The following is a 17,488-nucleotide window of genomic DNA, read 5'->3' as shown; positions in this document are numbered from 1 at the left end:
GGCGGTCCGGTACCGGCACGCCGCCGGGTTCGGGCCCGTGGTGCGCGGCCCGCGGGCTGCTGCTGCGGACGCCCGTGCCGACTCCCGGGGGGTGTCGCGGGAGCGGCCGGTCGCGGACCCGGCGGCCGAAGAGGCCGTGGTCGCGGCCGGCCGTCCCCGTCAGGGGCGGGAGACCACTACGCGGCGGTACCGCCCGCGTAGTCGCTGTTGAACGTGGTCTCGATGGTCGTGGCCACCGACTGCGCCACCCCGGTGCCGGTGAGGATGATGCCCAGCTCACGGTTGTTGGACAGCGAGTTGCTGCTGATGTTCATGGAGCCCGCCTCCACCTCCTGGGTGGACAGGCCGTAGTCGGCGACCATGGCCTTGGCGTGGATGTAGAAGCCGTTGGAGTCGGAGTAGCCGACCACCGTGCCGCCGGCGTCCTCGATCTCGGAGACCTCGCTGGAGTAGCTGGCCGGCGTCTCCAGGACCATCCGGACCTTCACGCCCGCCTCGGCTCTGGCGGCGATGGCGTCGACCACCGTGCTGTCGCTGAACTCCAGCTCCTCGACATCGAGCGTCGTGGTCGCGGCGTTGATCACGGACAGCAGACGGCTGCGCGAGTCGGTGGGGGACCAGAGCAGGTGGTCGCCGTCGGTGGGGGTGACCGAGGTGCCGGCGTAGTCGGCGTTGAAGACCTTCTCGATCGCGGCGACGTCCCTGGTGTCATCGGTGAACACGCCGTAGTCCCGGCCCGTCGCGTAGTACTGCGAGGTCAGGTTGCCGGTCAGGACAAGCGACTTGGTGGTGTCCACCGTGATCGTCTTCTGGTGCGTGTAGACGAAGCTGGACGAGGACCACACCACGCCGACACCCGCGTTCGTGAGGGAGGTGTAGGCGGAGTTGTTGGCGCTCTGGTGCTGGCGGTCCAGGACGACCCGCACGGTGACGCCCTTGTTCTCCAGGGCTATGAGGTCGTTGACGGCCGTGGTGTCCTCCAGCTCGTACATGGTCATGTCGAGGGAGCTGGTGGCCGAGTTGATGAAGTCGTAGATCGTGGGCTCGCTGCTGCTGAGCGAGAAGGCGAAGGCGGTGTAGCTCGCGGCGTTCGCGGGGACCGCGGTGGCGACCACGACCGCACTGGCCGCGAGGGCGACTCCCGCGCGACCGAGAAGCTTCGACAGCATGCGTGACTCCTAGTCGAGTTGACGCTCACGTGGGGGGTGGGTGAGCGTGGGCATGACACCACGCGCGTAGACTGCCGAGGAAGACAGGCCGGGTGAACTCACAGTTACCGGTCGGCCGCACGGTCCGACATAGCGGACTCCGGGCAGGTGGGGGCCGGTTCATGGGCGTCCCGCGAGAACGCAAAATCTTCGTAGCCGGGCACGGCGGGGCAGGTTGTATCCGACCTCTGGCGTGCCGTGCCCTGTCGTGCCCGGCGTCAGCGGTGGCCGAGGGCCTGGGAGATCTGCGAGGCCCTCGTCGGAGACCTGCTGCACCGGAAGGGCCGGTACACCGTCTCCTTCGACGTCAACCTCCGGGCGGCCCTGTGGCCGCCCGGTGAGGCGGCGGAGCCGCTACGCGTCCTCGCCCGGCGCGCCGGCACGGTCTTCGTGGGCGCGGACGAAGCCGCCACGCTCTGGGGGACGGACGACCCGGACGGCGTCCGCAAGCTGCTGCCGGGTCCCTCGGAACTCGTCGTCAAGGACGGCGCCGGGCCCGCCGTCGCCTTCGCCGACGGGCAGCGGTACGCCGTCGCCGCGCCCGCGGTCGAGGTGGTCGAGCCGGTCGGTGCGGGCGACGCGTTCGCCGCCGGGTACCTCGCCGCGCGGCGCTTCGGCAGGCCGCCCCTGCACGCCCTGCGCTGGGGGCACCTGCTGGCGGCGGCCGTCCTGCGGGTGCACAGCGACCACGCGGCGCCCCCGGACCGCCGGGAACTGGAGCGGCCGGCCGACGACGGGGGCTGGAACCGCTGTTGACCTGCGTCCCGCAGGAGCCCTCACGCGAGGAGGTCAAGCGGGTTTGAGCCAGGCCCCCAGGCCGCCGTCGAGGAGGTCGAACGCCTGGCGGGCCGCTCGGACGGCCTCCGGGTAGCGGTCGTCGGCGGACCCGCCGTCCGCCAGCGCCTCGTGGTTCATGACGGCCAGCTGCCGCTGCACGACGATCACCTGGGCCGCCGCCAGGTGTGCGGTCAGCGGATCGACGCCGGTCTCCCGCAACGCCTCGTCCAGTACCTCGATCCCGCGCGCGGTGTATCGCGTCAGGCGCGCCGCCAGGCTCTCCGTGCTGAAGACCATCCTCATGAAGGCGACGATCTCGGGAGTGTCGTTCAGGCCGGTGTTCGGGTCCCGTCGCGCCAACGCGTCCAGCATCGCCTCCCGCAGCGCGTCCAGCGGCTGCTGATCCGCCGCGCGGGCGCGCACGATACGGGCCGCTTCGCGCTCGTGGTCGGCGAACCGGTGCAGGACGAGGTCCTCCTTGGTCGGGAAGTACGCGAAGAGGGTCCGCCGGGAGATCTCCGCCGCTTCCGCGATCTCGGTGATCGAGACCCGGTCGAAGCCCCTGTCCAGGAAGAGACGGATCGCTGTCGCCGAGACCGTCTCCCGGGTGCGTTCCTTCTTGCTCTCCCGCAAGCCAATCCGCTGATTCATGCACTCAGTCTACCTTACGGGTGGTAGACTCGGTGCATTCTTGCACTGAGTGCATCTCTGGAGGTGTCATGCGAACCGAGATCATCGTGGTGGGGGCCGGTCCGACCGGACTGATGCTGGCCCATGAACTGACCCTGGCCGGCGTACCGGTCGTGGTCCTGGAGAAGCAGCGCACGCGCAACCCCCAGTCCCGGGCGGGCGGCCTGCAACCGCGCACCGCGGAAGTGCTCGACCTGCGCGGACTGCTGGACCCCCTGCTCGCCGACGCACCGTCCCACAACACGCACGGGGGGCACTTCGCGATGCTCCCCGTCGAACTGGACTGCCGGCCCTGGCGCACCCGCCACCCCTACCCGGTCACACTCCCGCAGGACCGGCTCGAGGCGTTCCTCGAAGAGCGGCTCGTCGAGCAGTGCGTACCCGTGCTGCGTGGACAGGAGGCGTCGGCGGTGGAGCAGGACGCGGACGGCGTCAGCGTGGGGGAGATCCGCGGCAGCTACCTGGTCGCGTGCGACGGCGCGCACAGTACGGTCCGTGCGGCGCTGGGTGTCCCGTTCCCCGGCAGGGCGGGCCGGATGTCCGCTGTGGCCGCGGACCTCACCCTCGTCGCCGCATCCGACGCGGTTCCCGCCACCCGCGGGCACTTCAGCCAGTACCCCAGGACCGCCGGCGGCTACTTCAGCATCCTGCACCCCCTCGACGGCGACCGGTACCGGCTCATCTTCGGCAGGCTCTCCGGCGACGGCCCGGACCGCGAGGCACCCGTCACCGCGGACGAGGTGCGCGAGGTGCTGCACGCCGTGTACGGCCGTGAGACCGAACTGGGCGAGCTGTGCGCGGCATCCCGGTTCGGTGACGCCGTCCGGCAGGTCGAGCGGTACCGCGAGGGGCGGGTGTTCTTCGCCGGGGACGCGGCGCACATCCACGCGCCGATCGGCGGCCAGGGCGTGAACCTGGGCATCCAGGACGCGGTCAACCTCGGCTGGAAGCTGGCCGCAGAGGTACGCGGCTGGGCACCGGCCGGCCTGCTGGACACCTACCACGACGAGCGGCACCCGGTCGCCGCACGGGTGCTGGAACACACCCGCGCCCAGGCCGTGCTCATGAATCCCGGCCAGGACGAGGAGGTCGCGGCGGTCCGGACCCTGACGACCGAACTGCTGCGCCTGCCCGACACCAACCGCTACCTGTCGGGAGTGATGTCCGGCCTCGACACCCAGTACCCCGGTGTCGGCCCCCGGATGATCGACCTGGAGCTGACCACCGAGTCCGGCCCGACCCTGGTGAGCGGGCTGACGCACTCCGGCCGGGGCCTGCTGCTCTCGCTCGACGGCAGGCAGCGGTCCGTGGGCCACCGCTCCGACCGGGTCGAGCACGTCGCGGCGAAGACCGACGAGGACGTGGCGGGCGCCGAGGCCCTGCTGGTCAGGCCCGACGGCTACATCGCCTGGTCCACGACCGACGGCAGCCCTCTCGAAACGGCCCTCACCCGGTGGTTCGGCTGAGCCGGCGCCGGACGGGTCACGCCTCGGCCAGGCCCAGCTGACGCAGCATGCCCAGTTCGTCGCTGCTGCCCCAGCGCTCGACCAGCTTGCCGTCACTGTCGAAGCGGCTGATCTGCATGCCCCGGTAGTGGACCTTCCGGCCGGTCGCCGGCCGCCCCATCAACGGCCCCAGATGCGTCCCGCTGATCCGGTAGGCGAAGGCCAACTCGTCGTCGGTCGCCAGCAGATGCTCCACCTCGACCTGCAGGTCGGGGAAGGCCACGCGAAGATCGTTGAACATGGCCTTGTACCCGGCGGGCCCGGGGGCCTGCCCCGGGGCGGGGTCGTGATCGACGGAATCGGGTGCGATGATCTCGTCCAGCGCGTCGAGGTTCCCGGCGACGACGGCGTCACCGAAAGCGGTCTGTGCGGCGATGTTCGCTTGCTGCGCCATGGGCACTCCCGGGCGTGCGCGGGGCGCCGGCCCGTGCGTCGGCTGGGAGGCCCGCACCTACGCCGTACACCGACCGTACATCGGCCGTCGGTACCCGGCAGGTCAGGCCTCCTCGACGGTCCGCCCCGGCATCGGCTCCGCGAGCGCGGCCCGCCACGCGGGCGCGCCGAAGGGGCCTGCGAAGTACTGCGTCTCGTGCACCACCTGCCGACCGGCGAATTCCATGACGCTCACCGAGTACGACGGCACTCCGTCGTAGCTGATGACGCACTCGCTCACCCAGAGCTGTGCGTGGCCGGTGATGCGCAGCACGGTGAAGTGCCGGTCGGCCGGGTGCCCACCGCGTTGCGCCGCGATCGTCTCGCGGCCCCGGAAACGCTCGCCCGACTGCGGGTAGTCCAGGATCGCGTCGGAGGCGTAGACGGCATGCTCGGCGGCGATGTCCCCGCGTTCCGACGCCCGCCAATGCTCCTCGATCGCGGCCCTGATCCCGGACTCGGCATCCATGGCACCGTCCTTCCCCGGCAGTGCCAGCCTAGCCACCCCCGGACGGGCAGGCGCGTCGTGCTCGTACCCGACCCCGTCAGGAATGGAGAAGCGTTCGCGTCGCTCCCCGGCTAGCGTGGCCGCCATCGACGGAGGCCTCGCGCAGCAGATGGAGTGGGTTTTGAGCATGGCGAGAAAGACCGAGACGCAGACGTCCGAGCCGCACGTGGCCGACAGCCACGGCCTGATCCGCGTGCACGGCGCACGCGAGAACAACCTCAAGGACGTCAGCATCGAGATCCCCAAGCGCCGGCTGACCGTCTTCACCGGCGTCTCCGGCTCGGGCAAGAGCTCCCTGGTCTTCGACACCATCGCCGCCGAGTCCCAGCGGCTGATCAACGAGACCTACCCCGCCTTCGTCCAGGGCTTCATGCCGAACCTGGCGCGCCCCGAGGTCGACGTACTCGACGGCCTCACCACCGCGATCATCGTCGACCAGCAGCGGATGGGCGGCGACCCCCGCTCCACCGTCGGCACCGCCACCGACGCCAACGCCCTGCTGCGCATCCTCTTCAGCCGCCTCGGCAAGCCGCACATCGGCTCACCCAAGGCGTTCTCCTTCAACATCGCCTCCATCAGCGGGGCGGGCGCCGTCACGGTCGAACGCGCCGGACAGAAGGTCAAGGAGCGCCGCAGCTTCAGCATCACCGGCGGCATGTGCCCGCGCTGCGAGGGCCGCGGCGCGGTCACCGACCTGGACCTCTCCCAGCTCTTCGACGAGACCCTGTCCCTCAACGAGGGCGCGATCACCGTCCCCGGCTACAAGGGCGGCGGCTGGAACTCCCGCCTCTACATCGAGTCCGGCTTCTTCGACCCGGACAAGCCGATCAGCAAGTTCACCAAGAGGGAACTGCAGGACTTCCTGCACCGTGAGCCGACCCGGATGAAGATCGCGGGCATCAACATGACCTACGAAGGTCTGATCCCGCGCATCCAGAAGTCGATGCTCTCCAAGGACAAGGAGTCGATGCAGCCGCACATCCGCGAGTTCGTGGACCGCGCGGTCACCTTCGCCACCTGTCCCGACTGCGACGGCACCCGCCTGAGCGAGGGCGCCCGCTCCTCGAAGATCGACGGGATCAGCATCGCCGACGCCTGCGCGATGCAGATCAGCGACCTGGCCGCCTGGGTCGGGGGCCTCGACGAGCCGTCGGTGGCACCGCTCCTCGCCACGCTCCAGCACACCCTGGAGTCGTTCGTGGAGATCGGCCTCGGCTATCTCTCGCTCGACCGCCCGGCCGGCACCCTCTCCGGCGGCGAGGCCCAGCGCACCAAGATGATCCGCCACCTCGGCTCCTCGCTCACCGACGTCACCTATGTCTTCGACGAGCCCACCACCGGCCTGCACCCCCATGACATCCAGCGTATGAACGGCCTGCTGCTGCGGCTGCGCGACAAGGGCAACACCGTGCTCGTGGTGGAGCACAAGCCGGAGGTCATCGCGATCGCCGACCACGTCGTCGACCTGGGCCCCGGCGCCGGCGCGGGCGGCGGCACCGTCTGCTTCGAGGGCACCGTCGAAGGCCTGCGGAGCGGCGGCACCATCACCGGCCGCCACTTCGACGACCGGGCCTCCCTCAAGGAGAGCGTCCGCAAGCCCACCGGAGCGCTGGAGATCCGCGGCGCGTCGACCCACAACCTGCAGGGCGTCGATGTCGACGTCCCCCTCGGGATACTGACCGTCGTCACCGGCGTCGCCGGCTCCGGCAAGAGCTCCCTGGTGCACGGCTCGATCCCGACGGGTTCCGGGGTGATCTCCGTCGACCAGGGCGCCATCCGCGGCTCCCGGCGCAGCAACCCGGCGACGTACACCGGACTCCTCGAACCGATCCGCAAGGCCTTCGCCAAGGAGAACGGAGTCAAGCCGGCCCTGTTCAGCTCCAACTCCGAGGGCGCCTGCCCCACCTGCAACGGCGCCGGCGTCGTCTACACCGACCTGGCGATGATGGCCGGCGTCGCCACCACCTGCGAGGAGTGCGGCGGGAAGCGGTTCGAGGCGTCCGTCCTCGAATACCGCCTCGGCGGCCGCGACATCAGCGAGGTGCTGGCGATGCCGGTGACCGAGGCCGAGGAGTTCTTCGCCGCGGGCGAGGCGCACATCCCGGCCGCCCACCGCATCCTCCAGCGGCTCACCGACGTCGGCCTCGGCTACCTCACCATCGGCCAGCCGCTCACCACCCTGTCCGGCGGCGAACGCCAGCGCCTCAAGCTGGCCACGCACATGGCCGACAAGGGCGGCGTCTACGTCCTCGACGAGCCGACCGCCGGCCTGCACCTCGCCGATGTCGAGCAACTCCTCGGCCTGCTGGACCGGTTGGTCGACTCCGGCAAGTCGGTCATCGTCGTCGAGCACCACCAGGCGGTCATGGCCCACGCCGACTGGATCATCGACCTCGGCCCCGGCGCCGGTCACGACGGCGGCCGGATCGTCTTCGAGGGCACCCCGGCCGACCTCGTCGCCGCCCGTGCAACGCTCACCGCCGAGCACCTCGCACAGTACGTCGGCGCCTGACCGCGCCTATGCGGACGCGATGCGCAGGAACTCCTCCACCAGCGGCTCCTGCGCACCGCTCCGGCACACCAGCGAGAGCTCGACGATGTCGGCGCGGTCCGTGAGCGGCCTGCTGACGGTCGAAGGACCGGCCGAGCGCACGGTCACCTCGGGCACCAGGGTGACCCCGAAGCCGCAGTCCACCATGGCCAGTTGGGTCATGATCGAGTTGGCCAGATGGCGTACGTCGGGGGTGAACCCGGCCCGGCGGCAGGTGGCCGTCAGCTGGTCGTGATAGTCGGGCGACGCGTCCCGGCTGAGCCACACCCACGGCTCGTCGGCGAACCGGGCCAGCTCCACCGGCCGCCCGCTCCCGTCGGCGAGGCCATGCCCGGCAGGCAGCGCCACGACGAACCGGTCGTGCCGCCAGGGCCGGGCGCGCAGCCCGCGCACGGGTGAGTCCGGTCGTACGACGGCGATATCGATCTCGTGCCGCTGTACCAGGTCCTGCCCGGACGGCGTGTCCACCTCCACCACCCGCAGCTCGACACGGGGCCGCGTCCGTCGGAACTCCGCGATGGTGCCCAGCAGTGGTTCGCTCAGTGCCGAGGCCACCACGCCGATCCGCAGCGTCCCCACCAGTCCGGCCTCCGCCTGACCGGCGACGTCCTGCGCATGCCGGGCCGCCGCGACCAGCTTCCGGCACTCCACCGCGAACGCCCGCCCGGTCTCCGTCAGGGTGACCTTCCGCCCGGTCCGGTCGAAGAGCCGCGCCCCGAGCTGCCGCTCCAGCTGGAGGATCGCCTGACTCAGCGGCGGCTGGGACATCCGCAGCTGCTCGGCGGCCCGGCCGAAGTGCAGCGTCTCGGCCACGGCGAGGAAGTAGCGGGCCTGCCGCACCTCGATCATCGGTCACCTTCTATAAGTCGCTCTGCATATCACCGGTACAGGAAATCAGACCTTCAGTATATGGATCGGGCTTGTTTCACTGAGAGACATGTCAGCCGAAGCAACCCTGTTGTCCCAGTTCACAGCCCTGGACACGGCCACCGTCTCCGACGCCCTCGACGCCTGCGGCCTCCCGGCGGGCCAGGGCGGACTGCGCCCGATGTGGGGCCGGCCGAAGGCGGCCGGGTTCGCGAGGACGATCGAGCTCGAACCGCTCACCGGCGAACACGACGGCTCCCACATCCTCACCGGCACGGTCGCCGAGTCCGGTCCGCTGGACGTCATCGTCGTCGCCAACGGCGGCCGTACGGACGTCTCCTCCTGGGGCGGCATCGTCAGCGTCGGCGCCTCGGTGCGCGGGGTACGGGGTGTCGTCACGGACGGCGTCTGCCGGGACGTCGGCCAGGCGCGCGAGCTGGGCTTCCCGGTCTACGCCCGGGGCCAGGTCCCGGCGACCGCCCGGGGCCGGCTGCGGCAGAGGTCCTCCGGCGAACCCGTCGTCATCGGCGAGGTGACCGTGCACCCCGGCGATGTCGTCCTGGCCGACGAGGGCGGTGTCGTGGTCGTCCCGCGCGACCGGGCCGCCGACGTACTCGCGCAGGCGCAGCGGCTCGCCGGGCGGGAGGCCGCCATCGAGGCCGAGGTCCGCGCCGGGGTCCCCCTGCAGCAGGCGATGCGCGACGCCCGCCTCGCCGGAAAGGAGGACCAGTGAGTCTCGTCGACCGCCTCCGCGCCCTGCCGACCGCCGCGGTCTCCGACGCGCTCGACCGCATCGGCATCGAAGGCGCCCTGCACGGCGTCGCCCCGCTGGCCGACGACTTCCGCGCCGTCGGCCCGGCCTTCACCGTCCGCTACGCCCCCGTCGACGGCACCACGGGCGGCACGGTCGGCGACTTCCTCGACGACGTCCCGCCCGGCGCGGTCGTGGTCATCGCCAACGACGGCCGTACCGACGTCACGGTCTGGGGCGGCATCATGACCCAGGTCGCCGCCCATCGCGGCATCGCGGGCACCGTCATCGACGGCGTCTGCCGAGACGTCTCCGCTTCCCTCGCGCAGCAGTACCCCCTCTTCACCCGCGGCCGCTTCATGCGGACCGGCAAGGACCGGGTCCGGCTGGCCGCCGTCGGCGAACCGGTCACCGTCAACAGCATCGAGATCCGTCCCGGCGCCCTGATCTGCGCCGACGCCGACGGCGTCGTAGCCGTGCCCGCCGCCGAGGCGGAGCGCGTCACGGAGACCGCGGAACTCATCGAGCGCGTCGAGGCGGACATCGTCACAGCCGCCCGTGAGGGCAGCAGCCTGCGCGGGGCCCGCGAGCGGTACGGCTACCACCGGCTCCAGACGAGGAGGCAGTCATGACGGACGCGGCCCGCGGCCACAGCACCGCCACCCTGTACGAGTCCTCCGCCGCAACGGCCCGCGCCTGCGGCCCCGAGCTCCGGGCCGCCTGGCCGGCCGCCCGCGTCGCCGGGCCGGCGTTCACCGTCCAGGGCATCGGCGGCGACAACCTCGCCCTCCACCGAGCCGTAGCGCAGGCCCCCGCCGGCAGCGTCCTCGTGGCCGACCTCCAGGGCGCCCGGCACGGCCACTGGGGCGAGATCCTCGCCGTCGCCGCCCAGCAGCGCGGCATTCTCGGCCTGGTCGTCGACGGCGGTGTCCGCGACACGGCCGAGCAGGCGAGCCTGGACTTCCCGGTCTTCGCCCGCCACATCACCGTCGTCGGCACCGGCAAGGACCACCCCGGTCACCTCGACGTCCCGGTCAGGGTGGGCGGTGCGGTCGTACACCCCGGGGACCTGGTCGTGGGCGACGCGGACGGCGTGATCGTCGTACCGGCCGAAGCCGTGGCCGAGACCCTCGACCGGTCGGACGACCGGGTCGCCGCCGAGCAGCGCGCCCTGGAAGCCGTCCGCGCCGGGGTGACGACCCTTGAGTACTACCGCCTGGGCCGGAGGAAGACGCCATGACCGACCGCACGAACGAACGGGTGGAACTGCGCATCGACGGCGTGGCCCTCGACATCGCCACCCTCCGCCGTACGGGCGAGGGCGCCCCCGTGCTCTTCCTCCACGGTTTCGGCTCGACCAAGGAGGACTACGCCGACTTCGCCGGACGCCCGTTCCTCGCGTACGACGCCCCCGGCTGCGGCGAGACGACCTGCGAGGACCTGTCGAAGATCTCCGTCCCGTTTCTGCTCGCGACCGCCGAAGCCGTACTCCGGCACACCGGCACCGAGAGCTTCCACCTCGTGGGCCACTCCATGGGCGGCCTCACCGCCCTGCTGCTGGCCGACCGGCACCCGGACCGGGTGCTGAGCTTCGTCGACATCGAGGGCAACCTCGCTCCGGAGGACTGCTTCCTCAGCCGCCAGATCGTCACCCACCGCACGGACGACCCCGAGCACTTCCTCGCGGCCTTCGCCGAACGCGCCCGCCGCTCGCCCGAGACCTCCAGCGCCTTGTACGCGGCGAGCCTGCGCCACAAAGTACGGCCCGGCGCGGTGCGCGGCATCTTCGAGTCGATGGTCGACCTGTCCGACCACGGCGACCTGATGCACAAGTTCCTCGCGCTGCCCTTCCCGCGCATGTTCATGTACGGCGTCGAGAACGCGCACCTGTCCTACCTGCCCGAACTCGCCGAGCACGGCGTCGAGTCGGCCGCGATCCCGCACAGCGGGCACTGGCCGATGTACGCCAACCCCGTCGCGATGTGGGAGCGGATCGCCGACTTCCACGCCCGCGGGTCGACAGGAGACTGACAGGGCCGAGAGGTTGAGACTTCAAATGGGCTGGGCAACACTGGGCACTGCTTGATATTTCAAACGCACCCTGGCCGGGTGTGTTCGCAGTGCCATCCCCCTGGAGTTGTTGTGTCCGTCACCTCTGAGGCAGTCGCCGTCCGCCGTGGCCCGCTCGTCGTGGCGGGAGGTGTCATCGCCGCGATCGTGGCGGCCTCGGTCGCCAACACGGTCATCTCGCTCATCGCCCTCGCCGCCGGCGCCCCGGACGACTTCCAGCCGCTGAAGGCCGGGTCGTACATCTTCCTCACGGCGGTCGGCACCCTGATAGGCGCGCTCGGCTGGGCCATCGTCCGCAGGGTGTCGAAGGACCCCGAGGCCCTGGTGCGCCGGCTGGTGCCGGTCGTCGTGGTGGTGTCCTTCGTGCCCGACTTCCTCCTCTACGGCAACGGCGGCGCGATCGGCGTCGGGGCGCTTCTCCTGATGCACGTCGCGGTCGCGGTGATCGTGGTGTTCGCCTACCGCAAGGTCATGCCGCTCTCGTAACGACGGCGAGGGGCGGGCAGGGGGAGTTCCTGTCCGCCCCACTCGTGCGTTCTCGTGTGCGGTGCGCGGCTTTCAGCTGCTGAACCTGTGCCGTGGGAAGGACGGAATTGGCCGGCCAGGCGGGCAGGCGGCGCGACGCGATGTTTGTCGAACTGACAGGCGAGGCCCATACGGGGCATCGGTATTTGGTCGTGGGCCCCTGGGGTGTGTCCCGGTTCACCGTGGCGAAGCCGGCGCGGACCGAGCGGGCTCGGTCGCGCGCGATCAGGGAGGCTGCAATGACGCTTTCGCAGGACACGTGCCAGGAAGGAGCAGGTGCGCTCATGCTGAGGGTTCGGCAGGACGTCGTCCGGGGTTCCCTCGCCAGGACGGCGTCGATGACGGTGTGCCAGGACACTCCGAGTGCGGCGGCGATCCGGGCGAGCGACATCCGGTCGATGCCGACACTCTTCAACGCCCGCATCACTGCCCGTGCGCCGGCCCGGGGCGCCACCGCTGATTTTCGTCCGGTGGCGTTCGGTTGATCAGGCGCGGTCGTGGAGTGTGACCTGGTAGCCGTCGGGGTCGGCGAAGGTGAAGGTCCGGCCGAAGGGGCCGTCGATCGGTGCGGAGGCGATGGTGTGACCGTCGCTGACGAGCGCGTCGTGGATGGCCTGGACGTCGGTGGCGTGGAGCCAGATCGCGGCACCGATGCCGGGCTGGGCGACGGATGCGAGGTCGGTGCCGGGAATGACGTCGCGGAGTGCGAAGGCGATCGGCTTCGTCTCGAAGACGACGGCGTGCGGAGGTCCGGCCGGCGAGCGGACGAGGCCCAGGTACTGCTCGTAGAACGCCTGCGAAGCGTCGAGGTCGCGCACTTGGAGCGAGATGAAGTCGGGGCCGGTGGCGGGCATGGTGGCGCTCCTTCTTTCTGTGTCAGTTTTCTGACATGCGGCAAGCTATGTCAGAATGCTGACATGAGTCAAGAAGGTGTCGGCGTCGACCTGGAGACGTCACTGGGCTACCTGCTCAAAGAAGCGTCGAGCGCCCTGCGCGCGGCCATGGAGGAAGTGCTGCGGCCGCTCGGGATGAGCGTGACGCACTACTCCTGCCTCGAACTGCTGGCGCAACGGCCGGGCCTGTCGAACTCCGAGCTCGCGCGGGGCGCGTTCGTGACACGGCAGACGATGAATGTGCTGCTCCAGGCCCTGGAGCGAGACGGCTACGTAACCCGGCCCGCGGAGGCACCCGTCGGGAAGGTGCTTCCCACGCGGCTCACGCCCCGCGGCCGACGAAGCCTCGAGAAGGCGAGCGCAGCCGTCCGGTCCGTCGAGGCCAGAATGCTGGGCGGCCTGACCGAGCCCGAGCAGTCGGACGCGTTCCGGATCCTGCAGAGCATGATCCGTTCCCTGCACGGTGACAGCGAGGGTGCGTAGCTCGTTGCGCGGCACACATCTCGACGCGCTCGGACAGGACCTCGAAAACCGAGGACCCCAACTACATCGTCTACTGCGATGAGAGCAGGATCGTCAGCGATCCCGCGAAGGAGCGCTGCGCACAGCGGCGCCGTCGGAGCAGAGCGAAGTCGTCGAGGATGTGCCCGAAACGCCCGTCGCTCCGCGGTCGGTCCGCCCCGTTGCGGATGCCTCGTACGACCGGCCTGCTGTGGCAACCACAGCGGGTCGGCCGCCACGACATCACGTCGGCAGGCTCAGCGGCGGGCGACCCTGACACGCCACTGAGCGAAGTCCTCGAACCATTCGAGTGCGTCGCGCAGCCTGTGGTCAGGACCGACGGCGAACATCGAACTGATCTCTCCGGCCGGCTCCACATAGGGCCGGGGGTCGTCGCCGCGCTTCGCCTCCCGCTCAAGTGCCGCAAGCTCCCGGTCCGTCATCGTCTCCAGCGGAATGATCAGGATCGGCTTTCCGCCCGCCGGGAGATCCGCGGGCGGCTCTGTGGGGACGCAGCGCCACTCGGCACCGGAGCTGCGGATCAGTGTCTCCCCGAGGTACCAGGCCGCGACCGACAGCAGCGGTCCGTCGGCGGCTGCCCTCGCCTCCTCCCAGGTGGCGAACCGCTCGCGGAGCAGCGCTTCGAGCCGGTCGAGGGAGTCGATCGTGAAGTCCCAGCCGCCCCCGTGCTCCTCGGCCCACAGAGGAAAGGCCTCCCGCTGTGCGGCAAGCCAGGTGTTCAGCCGGGGGTTGTCGGCCCACTCGGGCGTGTCGATCGGGTTCATGGGGCGAGCGTAAGGGGTGAACTGCCAGGAGCTGTAAGGATCCTGTGAGCAAGTGGGGTCGGCGTGTGACGGGCCGAGCAACTACGAGACGTCGTTGTTCCGGAGTTCCTACTCTGTGGCTCTTGGCGGCGCCACACATGTCACGGGGGCCCCTGGCGCCGCGAACCAGCCACCAACGGGGCTCCGTTGGAGAACTCACGTGACAACCGGAACCGACCCGACACCGATACCCCACCGCCGACGGCAGTGGCGGAACATCGCCCTCGCGCTCGCCTGCACCGGTGCCCTGACCATCACCGGCCTGGCGTCCCTGCAGGGCACCGCGTACGCGGCGAAAGGCAAGCGCTGCGACCGGATGTACCAACTGAACGGCGACGAGTCCACCTCCCTGCCCTGGGACGAGGGCATCACCCAACGCAGTGTGAACGACTGGGACTCCTACGGCTTCTCCGCTCCGCGGCAGGCCCTGGACGGGCTCACCCTGCCGGACGACCCGGTCGAGCAGGCGAAGATCCTCGCCACGATCACCAAGCCGTACAAGAAGTACCCCGCGAACAGCCGTGAGCGGGTCCTGGCCCAGTACCGGGACTATCTGAGGAAGAACGCACAGTCCCGCAAGTACAACACCTTCGCGGACTGGTTGCGCTACGGCTGGATCCAGCCGAACAACAACAACAAACGCGGCAACGCCTTCGAGAAGAAGGCGGTCGGCGATCTGGGGCTGATCGGGCCCGACTGGCTCTGCCAGGAGGACGTCCCCGTTCTGGACGAGAACGGCGACCCGGTGATCGAGGACGGCAAACCGCTGGTCCGCCGGTTCGACGCCGTCAACTACAAGACCAAGCAGTTCGTCGAGTTCAAGGCCGGCGGCGGCTACGACTCCAAGCAGAACCTTGCCAACGAGAAGTTCCTGGCGGACCCGCAGCGCCGCGACGCCCGGATCGTCTACGTCAACGGAGAAGAGAAGCAGAACTCCACCAAGAACTACCTCGACAAACTCGCCCAGCAGGCGGGCGACGATTCCGAGGGCCGCCCCCGGGTCGTCAGCTACGAGCACATCACCGAGGGCGAGCCGGAGTACAAGCCCGGCCCGTACACGTCGGCCGACCCGAACCTGAACACCGGGGAGGAGCCCGGGGGCGCGGCCTCTCAGGCCATCGAGGGGTCCGAGGAGACACCGGGCGAGATGGCTGCCGAGCAGCAGCTCATCAGCGAGGAGGAGGGCGCGGACGAGGCGGTCCACGGTCCCGGCGGTGTCGACTTCTCCACCCTCCAACTCTCCTATGTCGGTAAGCCCGTTCGGGGCCAGGCCCTCGACTACGCCTACTCCGCGCGGCAGGTCGACGAGTCCGCGGGCCTGGGGTACGGCGGCAAGGAGAAGGCGCAGCTCATCTCCGACGCCTTCTTCACCTGGCTGGCACTGACTCCGGACAAGTTCTGGGTGAACCTCAACCCGGACCAGCCCGACCGCGTCATGGACCACACCTTCGGCAAGACCGACGCCGGCCGGGTCCTGCTCCAGGCCGACCTCCAGATGAAGCACGACTTCGCCAAGGACCTGGACCCGCGCCAGGGCCTCGGACAACAACTCATGGACGCGATCCGGCGTGCCGGTCTGCCCTGCGGCTCCGTCGAGCGCAACTGGATCGTGCCGAAGCCTGCTCAGGTCCGCGCCGACAGCAACGGCCTCTACATCCTGGCTGCCCCGCTTCAGGTCAACTCCGTCGCTGCGACGGTGAAGACACCGACCCCGAACAGCTGCGTCCTGTCGGCAGCCCAGCGCCTCACCTACCAGACGCTGGTACGGCAGTTGATCGTCCCGGACATCGAGCAGAAGATCAACACCGCTCCGCAGTACGCGGATCTGCGCCGCGTCTACAGCGCCCGGGTCGCCGCCGAGTACGTCCGCGAGCAGGACCAGCAGCAGGCCACCCAGTACCGGTCGATCATCAACAGCAACAACGTGGCCAAGTGGCCGCTGAGGGGGGCCAACCGCACCTGGACTCCGCGCCAGACCTGGGAGGCGTACTACAAGTCCTTCACCCAGGGCGACTACAGCTACCCGTGCGGGCAGAAGGTCTGCGTGCTGGGTGGCGTCGACTTCTCCAAGGCGCCCAAACGCAACGTCTCCCGCACCCAGTTCACCCTGCAGCACCGCAACCTGCCGCGCTCCACGAAGACGTCCGCGAGGGCGATGACCACCAGCGCGGACAACGCCCAGCTGCTCCTGCTGGGCGGCGGCAAACTGTCCGCGGGTGGCGGCGGCACCCCGACGCCGACCCCGACGGCCACCTCCACGGGCAAGCCGTCCGCGTCGCCGACGCACACTCCGTCCCCGGGTCACAGCACTCCGGCGCCCGGTACACCCGGGCCGTCCACCCCGCCGGAGGGGAACGGCGGCGGGAACCGAGGCGGGGGCGGCGGCCTGGCAGCCACCGGCACCGAAGCCCTCACCCTCGCGGGCATCGCGGCCGCGCTGCTGGCGGTCGGGGCGGCCCTGGTATGGCGCCGCCGACGGGGCATGCACAGCTGACCCGAGCTGCAGGCTCATCCGTCCTGGCTCCAGCCCCGAGCACACTCACGGCGACGGCCATCGCGACCTCCCAGGTCTTCACCAGCCTGGAGAGTCCCGCGATGGCCGTTCCATGTCCCGTACCTCACCCAACCAACGTCCGCGGACCGGGCACAGGGTGACGAGCGAAGCTCAGAGCGCAGATTCCAGGACGTCCTGGAGAACCTTCGTGCGCTCCTCGCCATGGTGGGTGTTGGTATCCGACATGTGGTCGAACGTCAGCACGCCGTCGGTGAAGGAGATCCCCGACGGGCTGAAGAACTCGCCGGTGTTCCGGATGACGACCTTCGACATCCCCTCGCGGAGCGCTTCCTTGCCCAGGTCGTCGGCCGCGACCGCGCTCAACGCGTCCACCAGCGGCTGGAAGTACACCTGGGGGAAGTATTCGGCGTACCTGTCGGCGTAGTCGGCGACAGCCAGCTCCTGCCACGCCACCTCGACCGGCACCTCGAATCCTGCCGCCTCGTCGATCCGCGACTTCCAGCCGGGGTAGTCGTCGTTCTTGAACCGCTCAACGCTGCGGCGTTCCGCCAGGCCCATCCGAACCTCCAAATCGTGTGTAATCCGCACTCTCGCAAGCGCAGCCGATCTTGACGTCCGTGAAACCACGTAGCTTTCCCCGTAGCAGGTGAGTACGGGGAGTGTGAATCTGACGGCGAATCCGATGATCACGGGAGAGTCGTCAAATCTGCGTTGCCGCAGTGGAGTTGGAGACCGCGGAGCCTGTCGAGGGTTACCCGGTGGGCAGCCCGCTCCTGGTCCCGACGAGCAACTGGTCGCGATGCAGCCGCCGGCGTGGCGTGTCAGCCACCGAGTACGGCGCTCGTTCTGCCCCGGACGGGCGCCGGGACAC

18 protein-coding genes are annotated in these 17,488 nt (G+C 70.1%); 10 read left to right on the top strand and 8 right to left on the bottom strand.

Annotated features, from left to right (window positions below):
• Positions 1-176 precede the first annotated feature (176 nt).
• Positions 177-1,169 (bottom strand): phospholipase D-like domain-containing protein, encoded by a 993-nt coding sequence (locus ACIRR9_RS27010; protein ID WP_403756633.1) that lies wholly within the window; start codon positions 1,167-1,169, stop codon positions 177-179.
• Positions 1,170-1,406: 237 nt separating this feature from the next.
• On the opposite strand from ACIRR9_RS27010, the gene ACIRR9_RS27005 reads away from it, so the two are divergent.
• Positions 1,407-1,964 (top strand): PfkB family carbohydrate kinase, encoded by a 558-nt coding sequence (locus ACIRR9_RS27005; RefSeq protein WP_403756630.1) that lies wholly within the window; start codon positions 1,407-1,409, stop codon positions 1,962-1,964.
• Between the two features lie 33 nt (positions 1,965-1,997).
• Here ACIRR9_RS27005 and ACIRR9_RS27000 read toward each other — a convergent pair whose 3' ends face one another.
• A complete protein-coding gene (locus tag ACIRR9_RS27000; protein ID WP_403756627.1) occupies positions 1,998-2,636 on the bottom strand; it encodes a TetR family transcriptional regulator in 639 nt (212 codons plus the stop codon).
• 68 nt (positions 2,637-2,704) lie between these two features.
• Here ACIRR9_RS27000 and ACIRR9_RS26995 point away from each other — a divergent pair, with 68 nt between their 5' ends.
• Positions 2,705-4,141, top strand: a complete 1,437-nt coding sequence (locus tag ACIRR9_RS26995) for an FAD-dependent monooxygenase (protein WP_403756625.1) — start codon at positions 2,705-2,707, stop codon at positions 4,139-4,141.
• Between the two features lie 16 nt (positions 4,142-4,157).
• On the opposite strand, the gene ACIRR9_RS26990 is transcribed toward ACIRR9_RS26995, so the two are convergent.
• Together ACIRR9_RS26990 and ACIRR9_RS26985 are read right to left on the bottom strand one after the other, a co-directional pair.
• Entirely contained in the window at positions 4,158-4,574 is a 417-nt protein-coding gene (locus ACIRR9_RS26990) for an ester cyclase (RefSeq protein WP_403756623.1), read from the bottom strand.
• Between the two features lie 102 nt (positions 4,575-4,676).
• Positions 4,677-5,081, bottom strand: coding sequence for a nuclear transport factor 2 family protein (locus tag ACIRR9_RS26985; RefSeq protein ID WP_403756620.1), 405 nt, complete (start codon positions 5,079-5,081; stop codon positions 4,677-4,679).
• A 166-nt stretch (positions 5,082-5,247) separates the two neighbouring features.
• Here ACIRR9_RS26985 and ACIRR9_RS26980 point away from each other — a divergent pair, with 166 nt between their 5' ends.
• Entirely contained in the window at positions 5,248-7,632 is a 2,385-nt protein-coding gene (locus ACIRR9_RS26980) for an ATP-binding cassette domain-containing protein (protein WP_403756617.1), read from the top strand.
• Between the two features lie 6 nt (positions 7,633-7,638).
• Here the strand turns inward: ACIRR9_RS26980 and ACIRR9_RS26975 are convergent, their stop codons facing one another.
• Complete coding sequence (locus tag ACIRR9_RS26975) at positions 7,639-8,520, bottom strand: LysR family transcriptional regulator (RefSeq protein ID WP_403756615.1); 882 nt, start codon at positions 8,518-8,520, stop codon at positions 7,639-7,641.
• A gap of 88 nt (positions 8,521-8,608) precedes the next feature.
• Between ACIRR9_RS26975 and ACIRR9_RS26970 the strand changes: the two genes are divergently transcribed.
• The 5 genes from ACIRR9_RS26970 to ACIRR9_RS26950 all read left to right on the top strand — a co-directional run bounded on the left by ACIRR9_RS26970 (position 8,609) and on the right by ACIRR9_RS26950 (position 11,845).
• The gene (locus ACIRR9_RS26970) at positions 8,609-9,271 is read left to right on the top strand and encodes an RraA family protein (RefSeq protein WP_403756613.1); all 663 of its coding nucleotides are present in this window, start codon (positions 8,609-8,611) and stop codon (positions 9,269-9,271) included.
• Positions 9,268-9,921 (top strand): RraA family protein, encoded by a 654-nt coding sequence (locus tag ACIRR9_RS26965; protein ID WP_403756610.1) that lies wholly within the window; start codon positions 9,268-9,270, stop codon positions 9,919-9,921. Before ACIRR9_RS26970 ends, ACIRR9_RS26965 begins: the two co-directional genes overlap by 4 nt.
• On the top strand, positions 9,918-10,529 hold the full coding sequence (locus tag ACIRR9_RS26960; protein WP_403756607.1) for an RraA family protein: 612 nt from the start codon (positions 9,918-9,920) through the stop codon (positions 10,527-10,529). The genes ACIRR9_RS26965 and ACIRR9_RS26960 overlap by 4 nt, the downstream gene beginning before the upstream one ends.
• Positions 10,526-11,320, top strand: a complete 795-nt coding sequence (locus tag ACIRR9_RS26955; RefSeq protein ID WP_403756604.1) for an alpha/beta fold hydrolase — start codon at positions 10,526-10,528, stop codon at positions 11,318-11,320. Before ACIRR9_RS26960 ends, ACIRR9_RS26955 begins: the two co-directional genes overlap by 4 nt.
• 111 nt (positions 11,321-11,431) lie before the next feature.
• Positions 11,432-11,845, top strand: a complete 414-nt coding sequence (locus ACIRR9_RS26950; RefSeq protein WP_403756601.1) for a DUF6069 family protein — start codon at positions 11,432-11,434, stop codon at positions 11,843-11,845.
• A gap of 524 nt (positions 11,846-12,369) precedes the next feature.
• On the opposite strand, the gene ACIRR9_RS26945 is transcribed toward ACIRR9_RS26950, so the two are convergent.
• Positions 12,370-12,738, bottom strand: a complete 369-nt coding sequence (locus ACIRR9_RS26945; RefSeq protein ID WP_403756598.1) for a VOC family protein — start codon at positions 12,736-12,738, stop codon at positions 12,370-12,372.
• A 63-nt stretch (positions 12,739-12,801) separates the two neighbouring features.
• Here ACIRR9_RS26945 and ACIRR9_RS26940 point away from each other — a divergent pair, with 63 nt between their 5' ends.
• On the top strand, positions 12,802-13,260 hold the full coding sequence (locus tag ACIRR9_RS26940) for a MarR family winged helix-turn-helix transcriptional regulator (protein WP_403756595.1): 459 nt from the start codon (positions 12,802-12,804) through the stop codon (positions 13,258-13,260).
• Between the two features lie 275 nt (positions 13,261-13,535).
• Here ACIRR9_RS26940 and ACIRR9_RS26935 read toward each other — a convergent pair whose 3' ends face one another.
• Positions 13,536-14,063 carry a hypothetical protein gene (locus tag ACIRR9_RS26935; RefSeq protein ID WP_403756592.1) on the bottom strand — a complete coding sequence of 176 codons (528 nt, stop codon included), beginning with the start codon at positions 14,061-14,063 and terminating at the stop codon, positions 13,536-13,538.
• Positions 14,064-14,262: 199 nt separating this feature from the next.
• On the opposite strand from ACIRR9_RS26935, the gene ACIRR9_RS26930 reads away from it, so the two are divergent.
• The gene (locus tag ACIRR9_RS26930) at positions 14,263-16,596 is read left to right on the top strand and encodes a hypothetical protein (RefSeq protein WP_403756589.1); all 2,334 of its coding nucleotides are present in this window, start codon (positions 14,263-14,265) and stop codon (positions 16,594-16,596) included.
• A gap of 171 nt (positions 16,597-16,767) precedes the next feature.
• Here the strand turns inward: ACIRR9_RS26930 and ACIRR9_RS26925 are convergent, their stop codons facing one another.
• Complete coding sequence (locus ACIRR9_RS26925; protein WP_403756586.1) at positions 16,768-17,307, bottom strand: hypothetical protein; 540 nt, start codon at positions 17,305-17,307, stop codon at positions 16,768-16,770.
• Positions 17,308-17,488: the final 181 nt, after the last annotated feature.

The sequence above is a fragment of the Streptomyces sp. NPDC101234 genome (genome assembly GCF_044767525.1).
Classification (GTDB): Bacteria; Actinomycetota; Actinomycetes; order Streptomycetales; family Streptomycetaceae; genus Streptomyces; species Streptomyces sasae.
The sequence above is the reverse complement of the archived record's forward strand: the minus strand, read 5'-3'. Positions and strand labels throughout refer to the sequence as shown.